Source organism: Microbispora rosea (genome assembly GCF_044460045.1).
GTDB lineage: Bacteria > Actinomycetota > Actinomycetes > Streptosporangiales > Streptosporangiaceae > Microbispora > Microbispora rosea.
Window position 1 is genome coordinate 529,079 of record NZ_JBITJO010000001.1, and the last position, 21,396, is coordinate 550,474.

The following is a 21,396-nucleotide window of genomic DNA, read 5'->3' on the forward strand; positions in this document are numbered from 1 at the left end:
CGCTCGGGTCACGAGGTCTCGTGGGCGGGCTCACGCGTCTCGGGGGGCGCGGCGTCCGCTCCCGCGGGGCGACCGGCCGGCCGTCCCCTCACAAGCAGCGCGTGTCAATCGGGCGTCAGATTAGGCGGGCCCGCCGTAGGGATCGCGTCAGGATCGCCCGCCTCTGGGCCGGCCCGTGCTTAGCGTGTCGTGTGTCCCATTTCCGGGCTGTTGCCCGTTCGGCTCGTCAGGGCCGTTCAGGAGGCGGTGTGTGGTGAGATCCCTCGACGACGTCGACCGGTCGCTGCTCCAGGCGCTGACGCGAGACGGCCGTGCTCCGGTGCGGGCCCTCGCCCGCGACCTCGCGCTCGGCGACAGCACGGTCTCCGCCCGGTTGCGCAGGCTGCGTGACAGCGGCGCGCTGGCCGCCGTCCGCGTCGAGGTGGACCCCGCGGCGTTCGGCCGCCCGATCCAGGCCGTCGTACGCGTCCGGCTGCGCCACGACGTGACGTGCGCGACCTACGAGCGGCGGCTGCGTGGGATACCGGCGGTGTTGAGCGCGCTGGTCCTGCTCGGCGACGCCGACATCGAGGTACGCGTGGCCTGCCGGAGCATGGACGACCTCGAACTGGCGGTGGCGACGCTCCGCGACGCGGGCGCCGACACCACCTGCACCCAGATCGTGACCCGTACGGTCACCGGACTCGGCCAGGCGCTCCTGGCGGAGAAGAGAACGAAATGAGCCTGCTGATCACACCACCGCGTACGACGGAGACGGCCGACGGCCCCTGGCCGGCCACCGCGCGCTTCGACGCCTACGGGCATGCGGAGGTCGGCGGCGTCGACCTGATGGAGGTGGCCGCGCGCTTCGGCACCCCGGCGTACGTGATGGACGAGGTGGACGTGCGCCTGCGGTGCCGCGCCTACCGCGCCGCGCTGCCCCGGGCCGAGGTCGCGTACGCCGCCAAGGCGTTCTGGTGCCGGGCCATGGCCGCCTGGGTGCGGTCCGAGGGGCTCGCCCTCGACGTGTGCTCGGCCGGTGAGCTGGCCGTGGCGAGGGCCGCCGGCTTCCCGGCGGACCGGATCATCCTCCACGGCAACGCCAAGACCCCGGCGGAGTTGCGCGCCGCGGTGGACGAGCGCGTCGGCCGCATCGTCATCGACGATCTCGCCGAGATCAACCGCCTCGCCGCGCTCGTCCCCGCGGGGATGCGGCAGAAGGTGCTGGTGCGGGTGATTCCCGACATCGAAGCCGGAGCGCACGCCGCCATCCGCACGGGCGGGGAGGACCACAAGTTCGGGCTGTCGATCGCGGCCGGTGGGGCGAGGGAGGCGGTGAACCGGATCCTCCGCCAGCCGCGCCTGGAACTGGTCGGCCTGCACTGCCACCTGGGATCCCAGATCACCGCCGCCGAGCCGTACGAGCAGAGCGCGCGTGTGCTGGTGGAGCAGCTCGCGCGGATCCGCGACGCGCACGGCGTGACGCTGCCCCAGCTCGACCTCGGCGGCGGTCACGCGATCGCGTACACGCGCGGGCAGACCGGCCTGGCCCCCTCCCGGCTCGGCGCGCTGGCCGCGACCGTCGAGAGGCGCTGCGCCGGCATCGGCCTGCCGGCGCCGCGGCTGACCGTCGAACCCGGACGGGCCGTCGCCGGGCCCGCCGGCGTGACGCTCTACCGGGTGATCGCCGTCAAGAAGGGGCTGCGCCGCACGTACGTCGCGGTCGACGGAGGCATGAGCGACAATCCCCGGCCCGCGATGTACGGCTCGCGGTATGAGATGCGCATGATCGGCCGGGCGACGCACGAGGGCGAGCGCGACTTCACCGTGGTCGGCCACCACTGCGAAAGCGGGGACACGCTGGCCGAGGCCGCCGCGCTCCCCGCCGACATCCGCCCCGGAGACGTGCTCGCCGTCGCCGCCACCGGCGCCTACAACCACTCGATGGCCTCGACGTACAACATGACCGGCCGCCCGCCGGTCGTCGCCGTCAGCCGGGGCAAGGCCCGCCTCGTCGTGCGCCGCGAAGGCCTCGACGACCTGCTGCGCCGTGACGTCGGCCTCTGAGAAGGCCGTAAGGAAGATCGTGCACGCCTCATCGACAGGGCGCGTCCTGACGCCGGCGCTCCTGATGACCGTCGCCTGCGTGACCAGCGCGATCGTCAGCGCGCTCCTGATCCACGACGCGGACGCCTACACCGACGGCCACCGGCAGGTGACCGCCCAGGTCGTACGGGTGTTCCGGACCCCCGTCGCCGCGGCCCGGTCCGCCGCTCTGCCCGCCACGGCGGTGGAGGTCGTCTGGACCGGCCGGGACGGCCGCACCCACACGGGCAGAACGGTGACGACCTCCGGGCACCGGGCAGGAGACCGGCTGGCCCTGTGGGTCGACGGCGGCGAGGAGCCGGCTCCCGGCCCCGCGCCGACCGCCATGGTCGTCGTGATCGCCCTGCTCGCGGGACCGACCGTGGCCGGCGGCATCTGGACCGCCGGTCATCTCGTCCGGTCCGGACGCCGCGCGTGGACCGCGCGGCGCGCCGTGGCCGGGTGGGAGGGTGAATGGCGGACCATCACGGCCAGAGGGCGCTGAGAGCGGCGACGGTCAGCCCGATCCGGTCTCCGATCTTCGCGCCCATCAGGCGTCGGCTTCTGTGCCGTTCTCGTGCCACCTCGACCGCGAAGGCGGTGGAGTGCTAGATCGCGTAGACGGGGGCGAGATCGACGAATATGCGATAGTCCGAGATCAGGCCGTCGTCGCGGGTGCGCCAGATCGATACGGCTACGGCGCTCGCGTCCTTGCCGTCGAGTCTCCGATAGGTCACCTCGGTCTCGGCGATGATGTCGGCGTCCACCCGCCAGTTCCGGACGATCCGGTGCTGCAGGCCGCCGATGGTGGAGTAGAACTCCCGCAGTCCGGCGACGATGGCCTCGCGTCCCGCAAGCGGTTCGGCGTTGCCGAATACCAGCGTGGCGTCCTCGGCCAGCAGTCGCCCGAAATCGTCGGGATCGAACGAATCGACTGATCGGAAAACGCGTCGCACCGCGTCGTCGGACATGCGGGTCCCTTCTCACGCAGCCGGGATCACTGAGGGGGACGATACGGGGCGAACGGTGGCGTACAACTAGCGCAAGGGTGGGGATTTCGTCTCCGAGTCCGCGACTTGGCTGCTTCCCCCGCGCCTGTTCAGGCCGCCCCGCCGGCCCGTGCGGTTCGTTCGGCCTCGTCGATGGCCCAGGCGGCGTTGATGAGCCCGATGTGGCTGAACGCCTGCGGGAAGTTGCCGAGCAGCTCGCCGCTCCCGGGGTCGACCTCCTCCGACAGCAGGCCCACGTCGTTGGCGTACGCGGCGGCTCGCTCGAACGCCTCCCTGGCCCGGCCGACCTGCCCGGACACGGCGAGCGCCTGCGCCAGCCAGAACGAGCACAACAGGAAGGTGCCCTCCTCTCCGGCGAGGCCGTCGACGCCCTCGACGCCGTGGACGCCGTCCGCGGTGCGGTAGCGGTAGACCAGGCCCTGATCGTCGGTGAGCCGCTCCGCGATCGCGTCGATCGTGGACAGCACCCGCGGGTCGTCGGGTGGCAGGAAGCCGATGATCGGCACCATGAGGGCACTGGCGTCCAGCTCGTCGGAGCCGAAGGACTGCGTGAACGCCCCCACCCGCTCGTTCCAGCCCTCGCGCAGCAGCGTGTCGCGGATCTCGGCGCGGGTCCGCCGCCAGGACTGCGTACGATCCTGCGCCCGCAGAAGACCGGCGAGGGCGATGCCGCGATCCAGCGCCACCCAGCACATGAGCTTGGAGTACAGGAAGTCGCGTGGCTCCCCGCGTATCTCCCAGATGCCCTGGTCCTTCTCCGTCCAGCGCTCGGCCGCGGTGTCGGCACAGGCGACGAGGAAGCGCCTGACGTCGTCGTCGATGCCGCCGATCTGGTGTTCGAGGCGCGCGGCGGCGTCCAGCAGCTCGCCGTACACGTCGATCTGCCGCTGGTTCCACGCGCCGTTTCCGACGCGTACCGGTCGGCTGCCGCGCCAGCCGCGCAGGTGCGGAAGGGTGCGTTCGGTCAGGTCGTGCTCGCCGCGGACGCCGAACATGATCTGCAGCGCGCGGTCCTTGTCCAGAGACGGGGCTGCGGTGGTGAGGAAGGAGAAGAAGTCGCTCGCCTCGTCGGGGCAGGCCGCGACCCACAGGGCGCTCATGGTCAGTGACGCGTCCCGGACCCACGTGTAGCGGTAGTCCCAGTTGCGCTCACCGCCGGCCCACTCGGGCAGCGACGTCGTGGCGGCCGCGATGATCGCGCCGCTGGGCTGGAAGGACAGCGCCTGCAGCACCCGCCCGCTGTGGTGCACCAGGTCGCACCACGGGCCGTCATACGCCTGGTGGAGGCTGGACCACGACTGCCAGGCGGCGATCGTGCCGTCCAGCCGGGCCGCCAGTTCCGCCTGGTCCCACACCCGCGCGGGAGTCTCCTGCAGCGTCGAGCGCTGCATCCCGAAGTGCAGTGTCTCGCCCTCTCGCACCGTGAACACGCCGTGTCCGCTGCAGTCGTCGATGCGGAGGGGGACCGGCGTGGTCAGCACGAGCCACTCGGCTCCGCCGTGGGCGGTCACGCCGCCGTCGACGACGGACAGGATCGGGTGAATCAGGCCGTACTCCGGCCGGGGCCGGTAATCGACCTCCATCGGCACCTCGCCCCCGAGGCCGGACACCCGCCGGGCGAGCAGGTGCGGCACTCCGACGCCGAGCCGGTGGCCGCCGTCGTCCGGTCCGGTGAGCAGGGCGTCGATGAGAACGACCACGCCGCTCCCGGTGTGGAACGTGGTCTCCAGCACCATCGTCTGCGGCAGGTAGCGGCGCGTCGTCTCGAAAGGGACGGCCGGGCGGATCGACCAGTGCCCAGCCTCGTCGTCCAGCAGGCGGGCGAAGACCGACGGCCCGTCGAACCGGGGGAAGCACAGCCACTCGGCCGATCCGTCCCTGCTGATGAGGCCGGCGGAATGGCGATCGGACACCAACGCGAGGTCGGCGATGGGGGTGGTGCTCATCAACGCCCGATACCCGGAGAAGACCACAGCGTTGCGTACGGGCCGGGCAAATCGCGGCAAAGGCAATTACAGCCGAGCGTTCCGTACGCCCGATCGCGGTTGACGGGCCCCACCGGCGACCGCGGCCGTCGTCAGGACGCCTCCGCCTCGCGAAGCTGTTTGGCGTAGTGGCCGCGGCAGTGCGGGCAGCAGAAGCCGTACGTCCGCCCGTCGCGCTCCAGGATGACGGCGTCGGCGAGCGGCACGGTCGCGCCGCAGACCGGATCCACGATCATGTCGTCCGGGACCGGCGCCGCGGAGCCGGTCTTGGCTTCTTCGATCAGTTGCAGGACGTCGGCGGAGCGGTGGACCCGCCCGTACAGTCCGTAGCCTCCTTCGGGCACGCTGATGACGTTCACCACGACCCGGGGCTCGGATGCGCCCGTGGCCTGCGCCAGTTCCTCGGTGATCCGGGAGATGAGGTGCTCGCTCATCTCCTTGCCCCACATCCCGACGATCACATTGACCACGCACCACGGGCGCTGGGCACGATCGTGCGGGGTCTTGCCCGCGACCCAGACTTCCTCCTCCCGCACCACCACGTGGGTGAGCGAGTCGAACAGGTCGATCACGCCGGGATCGGCGCCCGCCGTGCCGGACTCGGCGGACAGCAACCGCCGCCCCGTGAGCTGTTCGGCGAGTCGCCGTCGAGCCGGCTCGTCGAAGACGCCCACAGGCACTCGAAGCTCGATGAACAGCATCGGCAGCGTCCTTTCCGAAGAGGAGATGGCCACTGGAGATGCTGCCGCCCGCGCTCGCCGCCGTCGTCACCCGAGGGAAGCCTGTCGCGGCTACCGCATCAGGAGTGAGGGCAGGCCGGCGTACGACCTTCGGAGTACGTCAGGTGAAACCGAGCTACCGGCTCTCGGCGGCTTGCAGGGCGTCCGCGGCCGCCAGCAAGGAGGCTCCGAGGAGCACGATGTCCTTCAGCAGGAACTGCCCCGTGATGGACAGCTTCGGATCCCCGTGGGTCTCCTGCCACGCCTCGGGCGTCGTGGCAAGGAAGCTGAGGGTGGTGGCGAACATGCCGGCGGCGGCGAGGCTGCCGAGGGCCGACACTCTCGGCGCGATCGGTTTCGCCGCGATCAGCGAGCCCAGGGCGATCTCGGTGACGCCGATCAATCCGGCGACCTTCTTCTCCCCCAGCCGGGCGATGAGCCACGCGAGCGGGGGGCTTGCGGTCACGAGGGGGCGGATGTTGTCCACCTCGTAGTCTTCGAATTTCAGTCGGCCGATCTCCAGAAGGTTGAGCGCAAGACCATACCGAATGGTCGAAATCCCCAGGCCATGCACTATTTTGCCGATGCGCTGCAGTTCCATCGAAGCCTCGCTCAACGCGTCGATTTCGCTTGGTACAGGACTCGAAACATCAGCCAACGCCGGCGGGCGACGACCATACGCCGGGCCGTGTCCGTGGCGCCGCTCGCCGCGGAGGACGGGCTACGACGTCGGGTCGTCGACCTTGAGCTTGTCTCCGGTGTCAGAGACGAAGACGACCAGAAGCCTGGCCCGCTCGGTGCGGTTGGTGTTCTCGGTGAGGACGTGGTGGGCGCCCGGCTGCTCGACCCAGTTCTCGCCTTGGTGATAGGTGCACGCGGGCTTGCCGGCGAGCTTGCTGCGTACGCTGCCTTCGAGAACGTAGGCGTAGACGAACGCCTTGCCGTGCCGGTGCGGCCTCGCACGCGCGCCGGGCGGGAAGTCGACGATCGCCGAGGTGAAGGTCTTGCCCTTCACATTCGGGAGGCTCTGCTGGAGCAGTGGCGTGAGGGTCTCGGCGGGGTTCCTCGATTCCACGGCCGCGGGCGACGTCGTGGCGGGGGTGGGCTGGTCCGAGGTGGAGAGAGGCGTGGCCGCGGTCAGCGTGGCGACGGCCAGCAGTCCTCCGATGATCTGCATTCCGATCACAACGGGCCTCCTGTTCGGTCCTCTGCGCCCAGCCGTTCACGGGCCGCGACCTCCCACAGCGTGCGAATCCAGCGTAGTCAGCCGAGTTCGGGATCTACGCGGACAGCCCCGGAAACGAGCCGGCACGCACGCTCGGTCATCGATCGGCCATGCCGGCCGACGCCGGTGATGAGTTGTCGCGCCCGCACCCGTCACACCTACGACGGAACACGTCGAGGCGGAAGGATGACGTGATGAGTGCGGACACGCGGCTGGAGGAGCTGGGTGTGAGCGGTCTGGGTGCCAGTGGTCTGAGTGTGAGCGGCATGGGTGTGGGCGGTCTGGGCGACGTCGACGAGCCGGCGTTCTCGGCGCTGGCGGAGCGGCACCGGCGGGAGCTGCACGTGCACTGCTACCGGATGCTCGGGTCGTTCGAGGACGCCGAGGACACGGTGCAGGAGACGTTCCTCCGGGCCTGGCGGCGGCGGGAGACCTTCGAGGGGCGTTCGACGTTCCGCGCCTGGCTGTACCGGATCGCCACCAACGCCTGCCTGGACCTGCTCGCCAAGTGTCGCCCGGAGCCTGCGACCGGCGGCGAGGTGCTGTGGCTGCAGCCCTATCCGGACCGGCTGCTCGACGAGCTGCCCGCGGGCGACGCGGACGAGCCGGAGAGCGTCGCCGTCGCGCGGGAGACGATCGAGCTGGCCTACCTGGTCGCCGTCCAGCACCTCGCGCCGCGTCCGCGGGCCGTGCTGATCCTGCGGGACGTGCTCGGCTGGCCGGCGAAGGACGTCGCAGGGCTCCTCGGCGACTCCGTCAACTCCGTGAACAGCGCGCTGCAGCGGGCCCGCGCCGGCATGCGGGAGCACCTGCCCGCCGAGCGGCAGGACTGGACCGGCGGCGAGGAGGACGCCGGGACGCGCGAGCTGGTGCGGCGCTTCACCGACGCCAGCGTGGCCACGGACATCGACGGGCTCGCCGCACTGCTGCGGGACGACGTCCGTTGCTCGATGCCGCCCACGCCGGGCCTGTGCGCCGGCCGCGAAGCGGTGGTGAAGGACTGGGTTGAGGACGGTTTCGACCGCCTGGAGAACCTGCGCGCCGTCCAGACCTCCGTGAACCGGCAGCCCGCCGTCGCCTTCTACCTCTGGCAGAAGCGGGAGGGCGCGTATCTGCCGCTGACGATCGACGTCCTGCGCGTCGTCGGCGGGGCGATCACCGAGATCGTCGTCTTTCACGCCGACCGGTTCCCCCGGCTCGGGCTGCCGGAGCGCCTGCCGGCTGACGGCACGGAGTAGTCCCGGCGCATCGGCGGCGCGCAGCCTCCGCACCCGTGGGATCTGCGGCTATTCAGCTTGAGCTTGACGCGCGGCCCGCGCGGTGACGCGTTCGATCGCCTGGACGGCCAGATCCGGCTGGTCGACGTAGATGTAGTGGCCGCTCTTCGCGGCCGTGCTCAGCTTGCTGCCGCTGGACAGCGCGAGCCACTTGCGCTGGCCCGCGGCCCATGCCTGTTCCAGGCGCGGGCCGTACTTGGGGACGGCCGCGAGGTACGGCGTGCCGTGCTGGATCACCTCCACCGGGATGTCTCCGGCGGAACTGACCCTGCCGTCTTCGACGACGAGCTTCTCCGGGTTCTCGCCCTTGAACATCGCGAGGTTCTGCGCGCGCAACTCGGCCGCCGGGCCGGTGGCGGACCCGGGGATCGCCTTCGTCATGTCGTTCAGCATGGTGGGCGGGGTGGCGTCCATCAGGACGAGTCCCTTGATTCTGTCCTGGTGCTCGGGGGCGTACCTGGCGGCGATCAGCCCGCCCAGCGAGTGGCCGGCCAGGACGACCGGGCCGTCGCCTGCGACGCGGTCGAGCACGCCCGTCAGGATCTTCCCGGTGCTGGAGAAGCTCTGCGGGCCGTCCGGCTGGTCGCTCGCGCCCTCGCCGAGCCGGTCGTAGGAACAGACCCGGTTCTGCGTGCTCAGCGTCTTCTGGACGGCGGCCAGCTTGTCCAGCCCGTCGCCTGCCCCGGCCAGGAGGATGACGACGGGCCTGCCCTTCTCCGGGTCGCCGGAACAGGACACGTTCACCGACCGGCCCCCGACCTCGATCCTCTCGGTCCCGGAGATCGGGGCGGCATCGGCTGTCGGCGTGGCGGGGGCGAGGGGGTCCCAGTTCTCCAGCGCTTCGCCGTCGCAGCCGGCGACCGCCGCGCCGAGCACGGTGCAGCAGAGCGCGGCCACAACGGATGTCTTGATCCTGGGAAGCATGAGGTCCTCCAGTGAGGGAGTCGACGCCGGGGGTGACGCGCACGGCGGCGTAGCGGGAAAAGCCGGCGCAGCGCCGTGGCTGCGTCGTAACGCTACGGATCGGGCGTTCCCGGATCGTCACCGCACAGTGGACATTCGCCGGTAGCTCGCACGGGGGACAAACGCGGGGGACAAACGCGGGGGACACGGGCGGGAGGATCGCCCGTGTCGTCCCCGGTCACGGTTCGCGGTGACCTACTCCGGCCAAGGGGAGCCGAGGATCGTGTCGACGAAGTTCCCCCGCCGGAAGCCGGGCACGTAGCGCTCGAGAACGTCGGCCTTGACGTTGCCGAACGTGGTCTCGGGCCTGGGCGCGATGCCCTCGGTGAACGCCCGCAGGATCGCCTCCTTGAAACCCGGCCGCGGATGCAGGGTGGTGATCTCGGCGCGCCGGGCGTCGTCGAGCTCGTGATAGCCGATGCCGAGCACGTCGTACTCCACGCCCGCGGTGACCAGCGCCACCTCCGGCTCCATGAACTCGGGGATGCCGGGGGTGGTGTGCAGGGCGATCGCCGTCCACACCCGGCGGACGCTGTCCTCCGGCACACCGCGTTCCAGCAGGAAGCGGCGGGCGGCATCGGCGCTGTCCACCTCGAAGCGCCGCCCGCTGCCGCGATACTCCTCGTTGAGCCCCAGGTCGTGGAACATGGCGCCGATGTAGAGCAGCTCCGGGTCGAAACTCAGGTCCCTTCTCCGCCCCATCAGGCTGCCGAAGAAGTAGACACGGCGTGAATGGTGGTAGATCAGGTCGCTGGTGACCTCGCGGACGAACTCCGTGGCCTCCGTCGCCAACCTGGTATCGGGTACGGTCTGGCCGATCGTCATGGTTCTGCTCCCCTCCGGTGGTGCGCCGTGCCGGGCTCCACTGTCACCCGCGGCGGCCGGGGGACATCGCATCAACACGTGGAGAAGGCAGTCGCTTGCCTTGTCCATGGCCTGGTCGCGGAGGGCGGGCGAGGGACGGCGATCAGCGAGGAGCGTCGCCGGTCACTCGGAGAGCCGGGGCCCCGCGGCGCGGCGGAGCCGGTTGGCGATCGCGAGTCCGAGCCCCTCCTCCACCGGCAGTGACGCGATGATCAGGTCGCACCCCCGCTGGTCGAGCTCGCGCAGGAACCCGTACAGCCCGCGCGCGTAGGCGTCCATCGAACCGGGGACCGCCACCACGGCGTGCGCCTTCACCTGGGCGCCGGCGAAGGAGGGGGGAAGGAAGACGCCCACCTGGTGCCCGAGCTCCTGTGCGAGCTCCGCCTCGGCGACGACCTTCCCGGGCTCGACGAGGACGACCCGCGCGCGCGGTGCGTAGTGTGACGGATGCTGGCCGGGCACCCGGACGGCGCTCGTCGCCGGAACCGCGAGCGGGTGCCCGAGCACCGCTTCGAGGTCCTCGCGCGTCACCCCGCCGGGCCGGAGGATGCTCGGGACGTCGCCCGTGGCGTCGACGATGGTGGACTCGACGCCGACCCCGCAGGAGCCGCCGTCCAGCACGAAGTCGACGGCGTCGCCGAGCTCCGCACGGACGTGGTCCGCCGTAGTGGGGCTGACCGAGCCGAAGCGGTTGGCGGACGGGGCCGCGACACCCCCGCCGAAGGCCGACAGCAGCGCGAGCGCGACGGGGTGATCGGGCACGCGTACGGCCACCGTCTCCAGGCCACCGGTCGCTTCGAGGGGCACCCGGCGACCACGCCGCAGGACCAGCGTGAGCGGCCCGGGCCAGAAGCGCTCGGCCAGCAGGCGCGCCGTCTCGGGCACGTCCTCGGCCCAGTCGCCCAGGTGCTCCGCGCCGGCGATGTGGACGATCAGCGGGTGGGAGGGCGGACGCCCCTTGACCTGGAAGACGCGCGCGACGGCGGCGGGATCCTCGGCGTTGGCGCCCAGACCGTAGACGGTCTCGGTCGGGAGGGCCACGAGGCCTCCGGCGCGCAGCACGTCGGCCGCCTTCTCGATGTCACCGGTTCCTGCCGTCACCCTCGCGATCCTTTCACTGTTCCGCTCTCCACCGCTCTCCACATGCCGGGCTCTCGCCGGCGCCTGGCGAAGAACCACGGCCGACGGCGCCGCGCGGGCCCGGACGGACGAAATCCGTCACAGAGGCACGGGGGAACACCGCCGGAACGTGTCCACTTCAGCGTAGAACCCGCAGGTCCCATCCGATCCACCCCCAGGTGCCGCGGGTCCTCGCGCTGCTCCGCCCACACCTCACCCTCGACTTGCCGCCGGACACGCATTCGCACGATTAATCCGGGTTCGACGGGCCGGAGTATCCTGCTGCGCACATGTCACCGACCTCCCCCACCCCTCTGCGGGACCCGCCGCGTGGCAACGGCACGGCACGGCACGGTGCGGTGCGGCGCGGCGCGGGTGGGGCTGGGCTCGGCGTGAACGAAAGGGTGTCTAGTGACGCGCTGTGAGGACGCTGAGCAGGGGCTGCCGGTAGCGGCCGGGGCCGGGGTGTTCCTCGCCGACGACGAGGTCGGCCGGGACCTGGCGTCGGTGGACTGGGGGGCCACTCCGCTCGGGCCGCCGGAGGAGTGGCCGCAGAGCCTGCAGACGGCGGTGAGCATCCTGCTGTCGTCCCGGTTCTCCATGTGGATGGCGTGGGGGCCGGAGCTGACCTTCTTCTGCAACGCCGCCTACCGGCGCGACACGCTGGGCCGGAAGTATCCGTGGGCGCTGGGCCGGCCCGCCAGCGAGGTCTGGGCGGAGATCTGGGACGACATCGGCCCGCGGATCGACACCGTGCTGGCCACGGGGCAGGCGACCTGGGACGAGGCGCTGCTGCTGTTCCTGGAGCGGGCCGGCTATCCGGAGGAGAGCTACCACACGTTCTCCTACAGCCCCCTCCGTGACGACTCCGGCGCCGTGGTCGGCATGTTGTGCGTCGTCAGCGAGGAGACCGAGCGGGTCATCGGCGAGCGGCGCATGGCGACGCTGCGGGATCTCGGGTCCGACCCCAGCGTGGTCCGCACCGAGCAGGAGATGCTGGGTTTCGCCTGTCGCCAGCTCGGCCGCAACCTGCACGACCTTCCGTTCACGCTGACCTACCTGTTCGAGGACGGCGGCGGCGCACGGCTGGCAGGGGTGACCGGCATCTCCGCCGGGCACCCGGCCGCCCCGCTCACGCTGCCGGCCGACGACCCGGACGCGGTGTGGCCCGCGGCGGCGCTGGCCCGGGGAGAGTCGGTGATCGTGCCGCTCGACCCTGTTCCACTCCACCCTGTTCCACCCCATCGGGCCCCGTTCGCCGGTCTCCCGGCCGGAGCCTGGCCCGAGCCGCCCACGCAGGCGCTGGTGGTGCCGCTGCTCCAGCAGGGCAGCGCGCCGTACGGGTTCCTGGTGGCCGCGCTCAACCGCTTCCGTACTCTGGACGAGGCGTACCGCGGGTTCATCGAGCTGGCCGCGGGACACGTCGCGGCGGGCGTCGCGAGCGCCCGCAGCTACCAGGCCCAGCAGCGGCGGGCGGAGGAACTGGCCGAGCTCGACCGCGCGAAGACCGTCTTCTTCTCCAACATCAGTCACGAGTTCCGCACGCCGCTGACCCTGATCATGGGGCCGGTGGAGGAACTGCGCGGCCGTCTGCAGGCGGCGGACCCGCAGGTGCGCGAGGAGCTGGAGGTCATCCGCCGCAACGGGTTGCGGCTGGGCAAGCTGGTCAACACCCTGCTGGACTTCTCCCGCATCGAGGCCGGCCGGATGCAGGCCAGCTATGAGCCGGTCGACCTGGCCGCCGTCACGGCCGAGCTGGCGAGCCTCTTCCGCTCCGCGATCGACAAGGCGGGCCTGGACTTCCGGGTCGACTGCCCTCCCATGGACGAGCCGGTCTACATCGACCGCGGCATGTGGGAGAAGGTGGTGCTCAACCTTCTCAGCAACGCGCTGAAGTTCACTTTCGAGGGCGCGATCGGCGTCACCGTGCGCGGCGAGGCCGACCACGCGGTGGTGACCGTCACCGACACGGGCATCGGCGTCCCGGCCGAGGAGGTGCCGCGGCTGTTCGAGCGGTTCCACCGCATCGAGAACGCGCGCTCGCGATCCAACGAGGGGAGCGGCATCGGGCTGGCCCTCGTGCAGGAGCTGGTCGGCCTGCACGGCGGCACCATCAGCGCGGACAGCGCCGAGAGTGAGGGCACCCGTTTCACCATCCGCCTGCCGTACGGCTCCGCGCACCTGCCCGCAGAGGCGATCACCACGTGCGGCGCCGGCGCCGGCGCGACCACCGCGGACCCGTACGTCGAAGAGGCGCTGCGCTGGCTGCCCGGGGACGAGACCGGCGAGGCCACCGGGGACACCATGGGGCTGCCGTCCCACGACGGCTCCGCCGCCCGGTCCGGGGGCTCGTCCGCCCCGGCGCGGGTGCTGGTCGTCGACGACAACGCCGACATGCGCGGATATCTCGTCCGTCTCCTCAAGGGCGCCGGTTATCTCGTCAGCACCGCCGGCGACGGGATGGAGGCCCTGGACGGCATCCGCGCGGACGCCCCCGACCTCGTGGTCAGCGACGTGATGATGCCGCGCCTGGACGGTCTGTCCCTGGTCGCGGCGCTGCGGTCCGATCCGCGTACGGCCGCCGTGCCCGTGGTGCTGCTGTCGGCCCGGGCGGGTCAGGAGGCGTCCATCGAGGGGCTGCAGGCCGGGGCCGACGACTACCTGGTCAAGCCCTTCGCCGCCGCGGAGTTGCTCGCGCGGGTGAGGGCGAACATGGACATGGCGCGGCTGCGCCAGCACCAGGCGCGCTGGCGCAGCGCGCTGGTGGACTCGCTGCAGGAGGCGTTCTTCGTCTGCGACGAGCAGGGCGCCGTCGTCGAGATCAACAGTGCCTTCACCGACATCCTCGGTTACGGCCCCGAGAACCTGCCCTACACGCCGATCCACCCGTGGTGGCCGGACGCCGCCACCGATCCCGCGGCCCACCAGCAGGTCGCCGACGCCTTCAGCGGCCTCATCGGCCCGGGCCAGGGCAGCTACACCATCCCGGTCACCCACCGCGACGGGCACCGGCTGTGGGTCAGCGTCACCTTCAACCAGGCGCAGGATCCCGACACCGGGCGGCAGGTCGTCGTCGGCACCTTCCGCGACGTCACCGCGGAGCACTACGCCATCCAGCGCGAGACCGCCCTCGCCTCGCTGAGCACCAGCCTGTCCCAGGCCGGGAGCCTCTCCGACGCGCTGATCGGCGCCCTGCGGGAGCTGCGGAGCCTGTGGCGCGCCCGGTCGGTCCTCGCCGCGGTCTTCGATCACGGTGAGGAAGCGACCCTGACCGTCGCGGGCGAGCCGGTGGACTGGCGCGGGCTGCCCGGCGAGCGCCGCCGCGTCCTCACCGATCTGCTGCGGCGGCCGCTGCTCACCCCGGTCGCCGACCGCGACGGGGCCGGCATCCTGCTGGAGCACCCCGAGGGCCAGCTGGCCCTGTGGATCGACCTGGGCGACCATCGGCCTTTCACCGGCGAGGACCAGGTGCTGCTGTCGCTGCTGGCCGGGCGTCTCGCCCAGGGACTGGTGCGCGCCCACCAGATCGACCAGCAACGCGAGACCGCCATCGCGCTGCAGCGCGCGATCCTCGGCCCCTCCCAGCTTCCCGACGGGTTCGCCGTACGCTACGAGCCCGCCACCAGGCCCCTGGAGGTCGGCGGCGACTGGTACGACACCATCGCCCTGCCCGGCGGGCGCATCGGCATCGTGGTCGGCGACTGCGTCGGGCGCGGGGTGGAGGCCGCCGCCGTCATGGGACAGCTGCGCAGCGCGTGCCGCGCGCTGCTGCTGCAGGACGACAGCCCGGCCCGCGTGCTCATGGCCCTGGACCAGTTCGCCGCCGGGGTCCCCGGCGCCAGGTGCACCACCGTCTTCTGCGCCGTCCTCGATCCGGAGAGCGGGCGCCTGTCCTACTCCAGCGCAGGACACCCGCCGGGGATCCTCGCCCACCCCGACGGCAGCACCGGCCTGCTCGACGGCGGGCGTTCCGTTCCGCTGGCCGTACGCCCGGGCGCGACCCGCCCGGAGAGCGAGACGACCATCCCCGCGCGCGCCACGCTCATGCTGTACACGGACGGCCTGGTCGAGCGCCGCCGCCGCCCGCTGTATTCGGGGATCGACCAGGCCAGCCAGGCCGTACAGGACGGCAGGAACGTCGCTGTCGACGACCTCGCCACCCAGGTCATGATCCGCCTGGCGCCCTCGGACGGCTACGACGACGACGTCGCTCTGCTGCTCTACCGGCACCCGGCCCCGCTGGAGATGACCTTCCCCGCCGAGTCGTCCCAGCTGGCGCCCGTCCGCAAGGCGCTGCGGAGCTGGCTCGGCCAGTGCGACCTGCCGACCCAGATCGTCCAGAACGTCCTGGTCGCCGCCGGCGAGGCGTGCGCGAACGCCATCGAGCACGGCCACCGGCACGCCCCCGGCGACATCGTCCGTCTGCGGGCCGAGGCGTCGGTCGACAACCTGCGCCTCACCGTCGCCGACACCGGCCGCTGGAAGTCCCCCGAGCCCGAGGCGAACTCCCACCGCGGCCGGGGCGTCGCGCTCATGCGCGCCATGATGCAGCAGGTCACCATCACCCCCGGCCCGTACGGGACCACCGTCGACATGCAGATGAGGATCGCCTGATGACCACACCCCTGACCCTCACTCCTGGGGTTCGCCCGGACGGCGCCGCTCTCCTGACCGCGGCCGGTGAGATCGACATGAGCAACACCGACGCCCTCGCGGCCGCTCTCGAGAGCACCCCGGGGCCCGTCGTCCTCGACCTGACCTCGGTCGAATACCTCGACAGCGCCGGGCTGAGCGTCCTGTTCGCCCACGCCGACCACATCACGCTCATCGCCAACCCTCTGCTGACCCCCGTCCTGACCATCTCCGGGCTGGCGGACCTCGTCGGCGTCGCCGGCGGTGACTCCGGCGCCCGATAGCGGGCGTTCCCGCCTCCTCCTCCGGTCATCGCCTTAAATGAGATTTTGCTCTCGCTTGCGTTGATCTCTTTACACGAGTCATGTGATAGTTGACTATCAAGTGGCTGCTCGACGGCTCGTGGTGAAACGGCGATCCGCTCTGGAGGCATCATGACCACTGTCGAACCCCGGATCTTCCCCTTCGGCCAGGTGGACCGGCTGGAGGTGGACCCCCTCTTCTCCCGGTTGCGGCAGGAGGAACCGCTGTCCCGGGTCCGGCTGCCCTACGGCGAACCCGCGTGGCTCGCGACCCGCTATGAGGATGTCAAGGTCGTGCTCGGCGACCCGCGGTTCAGCCGGGCCGCGGCGATCGGCCGCGACGAGCCGCGGATGCGGCCCCACCGGTCCCGCCCCGACGGCATCCTCAGCTTCGACCCGCCCGAGCACAGCAGGCTGCGCAGGCTGGTGTCGAAGGCGTTCACCGTACGGCGGATCGAGTTGCTGCGGCCCCGGACCCAGGAGATCGCCGACGATCTCGTCGGCGCGATGCTGGCGAAGGGCGCCCCGGCCGACCTCGTCGAGGACTTCGGGCTGCCGCTGCCGATCACGGTCATCTGCGAGTTGCTGGGCGTGCCCGTCGAGGACCGGGTCGACTTCCGCACCTGGTCGGACGCGCTTCTGTCCACCACGCGGTTCACCCCCGAGGAGGTGGTGCGCTGCATGGGGCTGCTCCGGGAGTACATGGCGGGGCTCATCGCCCAGCGCCGGCAGACCCCGAAGGACGACCTGCTCAGCGCGCTCGTCGCGGCCCGCGACAACGAGGAGCGACTGTCGGAGGAGGAGATGCTGTCGCTGGCCGAGGCGCTGCTGGTCGCCGGCCACGAGACCACGGCCACGCAGATCCCCAACTTCGTCTACGTGCTGCTCACCCACCCCGAGCAGCTCGCGGCGCTGCGCGCGGACCTCGATCTGATCCCCAGGGCCGTCGAAGAGCTGATGCGTTTCGTGCCGCTCGGCGGCGGCGCCTCCATCGCGCGCTACGCGCTGGAGGACGTCGAGCTGGGCGGCGTCACGGTGCGCGCCGGTGAGCCGGTCGTCGTGAGCCTGGTGTCGGCCAACCGCGACGAGTCGGTCTACACGAACCCCGACGACCTCGAGTTCGACCGTCAGCAGGCCTCGCACGTGGGGTTCGGGCACGGGGCGCACCACTGCCTCGGCGCCCCGCTCGCCCGGATGGAGCTGCAGGTCGCGCTGCGTACGCTGCTCACCCGGCTGCCGGGGCTCCGCCTCGCCGGCTCCGAGGACGACGTCGTGTGGAAGACGGGGTTGTCCACCCGGGGACCCGAGCACATGCTTGTCACATGGGACCGGCCCTGACGCCCGTGCCGACCTAATCGATAGTCACCTATCACTTGGCTATCCTGTGGGGGTGACCACCGAGACCTCGCGACGGCTGCGCGCCGACGCCGCACGCAACTCCGGCAGGATTCTGCGTGCGGCCCGGCAGGTCTGGGCCGAGCAGGGGCCCGACGCGCTGCTCGAAGACATCGCCCGCCGCGCCGGTGTGGGCATCGCGACCCTCTACCGCCACTTCCCCGACAAGGCGGGCCTGGTCAGGGCGGCCCTCGACCAGAGCTTCGCCGAGGACATCGCCCCCGCCATCGAGCGGGCGCTCGACGACGACGATCCCCGGCGCGGTCTGGCCACGGTGCTGGAAGCGGCGATGTCCACGGCGGCCCGTGAACGCAACACCCTGGCCGCCGCCCGCAACTCCGGCGCCGTCACCGCCGAGGCCAGCAGCCCGTTCATCGAGTCGCTGACCCTGCTGGCCCGGCGCGGGCAGGAGGCCGGTGTCATCCGCGAGGACCTCGTCCCCGGCGACCTGCCGAGGATCATGGTCATGCTGATGGGCGTGCTGTGGACGATGGAACCCGGCAGTGACGGCTGGCGGCGCTACCTCGCGCTCGTCCTCGACGCCCTGTCTCCCGGCGCGGCCTCCCCGCTGCCGGATGCCGTGCCGCTCAGGTCGGCGCGCAAGGGGGGCGGCTGGCCGGTGTGACGCACGGGCGGCCTACGGCAAGGGGAAGGACGCGTCGTGATCCTGCCCAGGAGCGGTGAGCCTGGCGAGCGCGGCGGCCGAGGGCGTTCCGGGCTCGGCCTGGTAGGCGATGACGACCTGGCCGTCCGTCCCGCCGACGGTCAGGCTGTGACGCCGCAGGACGAGCGGCCCGGCGACGGGATGGGCGAACTCCTTCGTCTCGTCTCGCGTCGGGCGGACGTCGTGGCGTTCCCACAGGCGGCGGAAGTCCTCGGAGGCCGCCGACAGCTCCTCGACCAGCTCGCGCAGGGCGGGGTCGCCGAGGTCGGCCCCGGCCCGGAGCGCGGCGGCAGAGCCGGCCGCGACGGCGTCCCACTGGGGGAACAGCGCCCGCGCGCCGGGATCGAGGAAGACGTCTCGGACGAGGTTGCGGCCGGGCCGATACATGGGCGCGAGGGCCATCGCCGGCCCGTTGGCGGCCAGCACGTCGAACCGGCGTCCCCGCAGGTAAGCGGGTATGCCCGCCCACGCGTCGAGGAGAGACCCTGCCCCCGGGGCCGGTCGATCACGCGGCCGGCGGGCCTGGCCGCCGTTCGGTCTCGACGCGTCGCGGGCCAGGGCGTGCAGGTGGGCTGTGAGGTCTGCGTCGAGGCGCAGGGCGGCCCCGAGCGCGTCGAGCACCTGCTCGGAGGGATTGCGGTCCCGGCCCTGCTCAAGCCGGGTCAGGTAGGCGAGGCTGACGCCCGCGAGCGCGGCCAGCTCGTCGCGGCGCAGCCCGGCTACGCGGCGTCGCCCGAGCGCGGGCAGCCCGGCGTCCTCCGGGCGTACGAGCGCGCGGCGGGCCTTGATGAAGCTGCCGAGAGTGTTGGTGCCGGGCATGTCACGCGCCACTGTACGCAACGCCCGATGGTGACCCTGTCACGGTGATGGCTGCGCCGTCCCGCGGGGGGCAGAGTGACTGCCATGAATACCGAACACGTAATCACCTGGTTCGTCACGGGAGCGTCCCGCGGCTTCGGAAACGTGTGGACGCGGGCGGCGCTGCGGCGCGGCGACCGGGTCGTCGCGACGGCGCGCGACGTTTCCGCGCTGAAGCCGCTCGCCGACGAGTTCGGCGACGCGATCCTCCCGTTGACGCTCGACGTCACCGACCGGGAGGCCGCCTTCGCCGCGGTGGACCGGGGGGCCGAACGCTTCGGCGGGATCGACGTCGTCGTCAACAACGCCGGGTACGGCCTTTTCGGAGCGGTGGAGGAGGTCACCGAGGCCCAGGCGAGAGCTCAGCTGGAGACGAACCTGCTCGGCGCGCTCTGGGTCACCCAGGCCGTGCTGCCCGGGATGCGGGAACGCGGACGGGGCCACATCCTGCAGGTGTCGAGCATCGGCGGCGTCGCCGCGTTTCCCATGCTCGGGCTCTACAACGCGTCGAAGTGGGGCCTGGAGGCGTTCAGCGAGTCGCTCGCCCAGGAGGTCGCCCCGTACGGCATCAAGGTGACGATCATCGAGCCCGGCCCCTACGGCACCGACTGGAGCGGATCGTCGGCCGTCCACGCCGAGCCGCATCCCGCGTACGAGCACGTCCGGGAGGCCCGCCGGGCCGCCGCGGCGGGCAGGGAACCGATCGGCCCCGAGGCCACGGCCGAGGCGGTCCTCTCGGTCGTGGACGCGGAACGGCCCCCGCTGCGCCTGTTCCTGGGGAGTTACTGCCTGCCGATCGCCGAGCGGGCCTACGCCGGACGCCTGGACACCTGGCGGGAGTGGCGCGCCCTCTCCGAGTCCGCCGACGGGTGACCCCTTCCGCGGTCCGGCTCTCGGCGCCCGGCCGGAAGGGGAACCTTCGGCCGGGTCGCCGAACGCGGCCGGTGAAACGCGGAGTTCCGCCGAGGAGGCGATGAAAGTTTCATTTCCGGGGTGGTGCCCGGATCGGACCGGACTTCCTCACAAATCCTTCTCCGAGGAGTGAAGGCGAAAAAAATTCCGGGCGGCGCCGGACTATGCGTGGAGGACGTATGAGGAGCCGCCCGATGAGAAACTTGGGCGGTGGAGACTTCGGGGCCAGGGCGAGCCGAAACGCGGCTCCAGGCCAAAATACTCACGCGATTGCGTGACGCCGGTCCGCAATCCCGCATTCAGCTGTCGGAACACTTCCAAGTGTCACGTACGACGATCGGGACGGAACTCGGCCGGCTTACGGCACTTCAACTCGTCGAGGAAATCGGGCCGGCCGCGTCTCGTGGAGGGCGCCGGTCGACCGTCGTCGATCTCGCCGGCCGGGTCAGGTTCGTCGGCGTCGCCATCGGCGCGACCTCGGTGTCCGCCGCGGTCACCGACGGCGGGCTGCGCGTCCTCGCATTCGAACGCATGGAATGCGACGTGCGTCAGGGCCCCGAGCCCGTGCTCGAACTCGCCATGGAACAGGGCCGGCGGCTGCTCCTGAAATCGGGAGTGGACAAGCCGACGGGAGTCGGCGTCGGCGTGCCCGCTCCGGTGGACTTTTCCCGCGGTGTCCCGGTCTCACCACCGATCATCCCGAGGTGGGACGGTTATCCGGTCCGCGATGTCCTCCGGAGGCAGTTCGATTGTCCGGTCGTGCTGGACAACGTTGTCAATGTAATGGCACTGGGCGAACGACACGCCGGTGTGGCGAGCACCGCGGAGAACTTCCTGTTCGTCAAGCTCGGTTCGGGCATCGGCTGCGGAATCGTGGCCAAGGGTGAGCTCTATCGCGGCATGGACGGGTGCGCGGGGGATATCGGGCACATCAGCGTCGCCGGCTCCGGCGAGATCTGCGCCTGCGGCAACACGGGGTGCCTGGAGGCGTCCTTCGGCGGTGACGCGCTGGCTCGCGACGCGCTCGTCGCGGCCAGGTCGGAGCGCTCGCCCCTGCTCGGCGAGCTCCTCGAACGCGACGGCACGCTGACCGCCGCACAGGTGGGCGAGGCGGTCGCCGCCGGTGACCCGACGTCCCTCCAGATGGTGCGGGACGGCGGACGGCGCGTGGGCGAGGTGCTGGCAGGTCTGGTGTCGTTCTTCAACCCGAGTCTCATCGTGCTGGGCGGTCGCCTCACCCTGCTGGGTCACGTCCTGCTCGCCGAGATCCGCGGCGCGATCTACCGCCGCTCGTTGCCCCTCGCCACCAGGAATCTGCCGATCACGATGAGCGATCTCGGCCCGCAGGGCGGCGTCATCGGCGCGGCCAGGCTCGTGAGCGAGGAGGTCTACGGCTTCCCCCGGTGA

The 21,396-nt window shown here is 71.6% G+C and carries 19 protein-coding genes; 10 read left to right on the top strand and 9 right to left on the bottom strand.

Annotated elements, in window-relative coordinates; translation table 11 throughout:
- Positions 1–250: 250 nt before the first annotated feature.
- The 3 genes from ACIBK1_RS02510 to ACIBK1_RS02520 are packed head-to-tail and all read left to right on the top strand — an operon-like array spanning position 251 to position 2,569.
- The gene (locus ACIBK1_RS02510) at positions 251–721 is read left to right on the top strand and encodes an Lrp/AsnC family transcriptional regulator (protein WP_051762722.1); all 471 of its coding nucleotides are present in this window, start codon (positions 251–253) and stop codon (positions 719–721) included.
- Entirely contained in the window at positions 718–2,046 is a 1,329-nt protein-coding gene (gene lysA / locus ACIBK1_RS02515; RefSeq protein WP_030512050.1) for a diaminopimelate decarboxylase, read from the top strand. The genes ACIBK1_RS02510 and lysA overlap by 4 nt, the downstream gene beginning before the upstream one ends.
- Positions 2,047–2,065: 19 nt before the next feature.
- Positions 2,066–2,569: a hypothetical protein gene (locus tag ACIBK1_RS02520; protein ID WP_197042937.1), complete on the top strand. Its 504-nt coding sequence runs from the start codon at positions 2,066–2,068 to the stop codon at positions 2,567–2,569.
- Between the two features lie 103 nt (positions 2,570–2,672).
- Here the strand turns inward: ACIBK1_RS02520 and ACIBK1_RS02525 are convergent, their stop codons facing one another.
- The 5 genes from ACIBK1_RS02525 to ACIBK1_RS02545 form a co-directional block, all read right to left on the bottom strand.
- Positions 2,673–3,035, bottom strand: a complete 363-nt coding sequence (locus ACIBK1_RS02525) for a nuclear transport factor 2 family protein (protein WP_030512048.1) — start codon at positions 3,033–3,035, stop codon at positions 2,673–2,675.
- A 128-nt stretch (positions 3,036–3,163) separates the two neighbouring features.
- Complete coding sequence (locus ACIBK1_RS02530) at positions 3,164–5,020, bottom strand: glycoside hydrolase family 15 protein (protein WP_396731729.1); 1,857 nt, start codon at positions 5,018–5,020, stop codon at positions 3,164–3,166.
- 131 nt (positions 5,021–5,151) lie between these two features.
- A complete protein-coding gene (locus ACIBK1_RS02535; protein WP_396731732.1) occupies positions 5,152–5,760 on the bottom strand; it encodes a hypothetical protein in 609 nt (202 codons plus the stop codon).
- A 154-nt stretch (positions 5,761–5,914) separates the two neighbouring features.
- A complete protein-coding gene (locus tag ACIBK1_RS02540) occupies positions 5,915–6,379 on the bottom strand; it encodes a DUF417 family protein (RefSeq protein ID WP_051762721.1) in 465 nt (154 codons plus the stop codon).
- Positions 6,380–6,499: 120 nt separating this feature from the next.
- Entirely contained in the window at positions 6,500–6,955 is a 456-nt protein-coding gene (locus ACIBK1_RS02545) for a cupin domain-containing protein (RefSeq protein ID WP_396733114.1), read from the bottom strand.
- Positions 6,956–7,197: 242 nt separating this feature from the next.
- Between ACIBK1_RS02545 and ACIBK1_RS02550 the strand changes: the two genes are divergently transcribed.
- Positions 7,198–8,241, top strand: a complete 1,044-nt coding sequence (locus ACIBK1_RS02550) for an RNA polymerase subunit sigma-70 (protein WP_396731735.1) — start codon at positions 7,198–7,200, stop codon at positions 8,239–8,241.
- Positions 8,242–8,289: 48 nt separating this feature from the next.
- On the opposite strand, the gene ACIBK1_RS02555 is transcribed toward ACIBK1_RS02550, so the two are convergent.
- The 3 genes from ACIBK1_RS02555 to ACIBK1_RS02565 all read right to left on the bottom strand — a co-directional run bounded on the left by ACIBK1_RS02555 (position 8,290) and on the right by ACIBK1_RS02565 (position 11,208).
- Positions 8,290–9,204, bottom strand: coding sequence for an alpha/beta fold hydrolase (locus ACIBK1_RS02555; protein ID WP_030512042.1), 915 nt, complete (start codon positions 9,202–9,204; stop codon positions 8,290–8,292).
- A gap of 234 nt (positions 9,205–9,438) precedes the next feature.
- Positions 9,439–10,068, bottom strand: coding sequence for an HD domain-containing protein (locus tag ACIBK1_RS02560; RefSeq protein ID WP_030512041.1), 630 nt, complete (start codon positions 10,066–10,068; stop codon positions 9,439–9,441).
- A gap of 162 nt (positions 10,069–10,230) precedes the next feature.
- Positions 10,231–11,208: an L-threonylcarbamoyladenylate synthase gene (locus ACIBK1_RS02565; RefSeq protein ID WP_036409111.1), complete on the bottom strand. Its 978-nt coding sequence runs from the start codon at positions 11,206–11,208 to the stop codon at positions 10,231–10,233.
- A 429-nt stretch (positions 11,209–11,637) separates the two neighbouring features.
- On the opposite strand from ACIBK1_RS02565, the gene ACIBK1_RS02570 reads away from it, so the two are divergent.
- The 4 genes from ACIBK1_RS02570 (at position 11,638) to ACIBK1_RS02585 (ending at position 18,180) form a co-directional block, all read left to right on the top strand.
- Entirely contained in the window at positions 11,638–15,840 is a 4,203-nt protein-coding gene (locus ACIBK1_RS02570) for a SpoIIE family protein phosphatase (RefSeq protein WP_396731739.1), read from the top strand.
- Entirely contained in the window at positions 15,840–16,142 is a 303-nt protein-coding gene (locus ACIBK1_RS02575) for an STAS domain-containing protein (RefSeq protein ID WP_030512038.1), read from the top strand. The genes ACIBK1_RS02570 and ACIBK1_RS02575 overlap by 1 nt, the downstream gene beginning before the upstream one ends.
- 150 nt (positions 16,143–16,292) lie before the next feature.
- Positions 16,293–17,498 carry a cytochrome P450 gene (locus ACIBK1_RS02580; protein ID WP_076442689.1) on the top strand — a complete coding sequence of 402 codons (1,206 nt, stop codon included), beginning with the start codon at positions 16,293–16,295 and terminating at the stop codon, positions 17,496–17,498.
- A 52-nt stretch (positions 17,499–17,550) separates the two neighbouring features.
- Positions 17,551–18,180 (top strand): TetR/AcrR family transcriptional regulator, encoded by a 630-nt coding sequence (locus tag ACIBK1_RS02585; RefSeq protein ID WP_030512036.1) that lies wholly within the window; start codon positions 17,551–17,553, stop codon positions 18,178–18,180.
- A gap of 12 nt (positions 18,181–18,192) precedes the next feature.
- On the opposite strand, the gene ACIBK1_RS02590 is transcribed toward ACIBK1_RS02585, so the two are convergent.
- Entirely contained in the window at positions 18,193–19,038 is an 846-nt protein-coding gene (locus ACIBK1_RS02590; protein WP_396731743.1) for a helix-turn-helix domain-containing protein, read from the bottom strand.
- Positions 19,039–19,122: 84 nt separating this feature from the next.
- Here ACIBK1_RS02590 and ACIBK1_RS02595 point away from each other — a divergent pair, with 84 nt between their 5' ends.
- Both ACIBK1_RS02595 and ACIBK1_RS02600 read left to right on the top strand, forming a co-directional pair.
- Positions 19,123–19,950, top strand: coding sequence for an SDR family NAD(P)-dependent oxidoreductase (locus ACIBK1_RS02595; protein ID WP_030512034.1), 828 nt, complete (start codon positions 19,123–19,125; stop codon positions 19,948–19,950).
- Positions 19,951–20,310: 360 nt separating this feature from the next.
- Positions 20,311–21,396 (top strand): ROK family protein, encoded by a 1,086-nt coding sequence (locus ACIBK1_RS02600; protein ID WP_396731747.1) that lies wholly within the window; start codon positions 20,311–20,313, stop codon positions 21,394–21,396.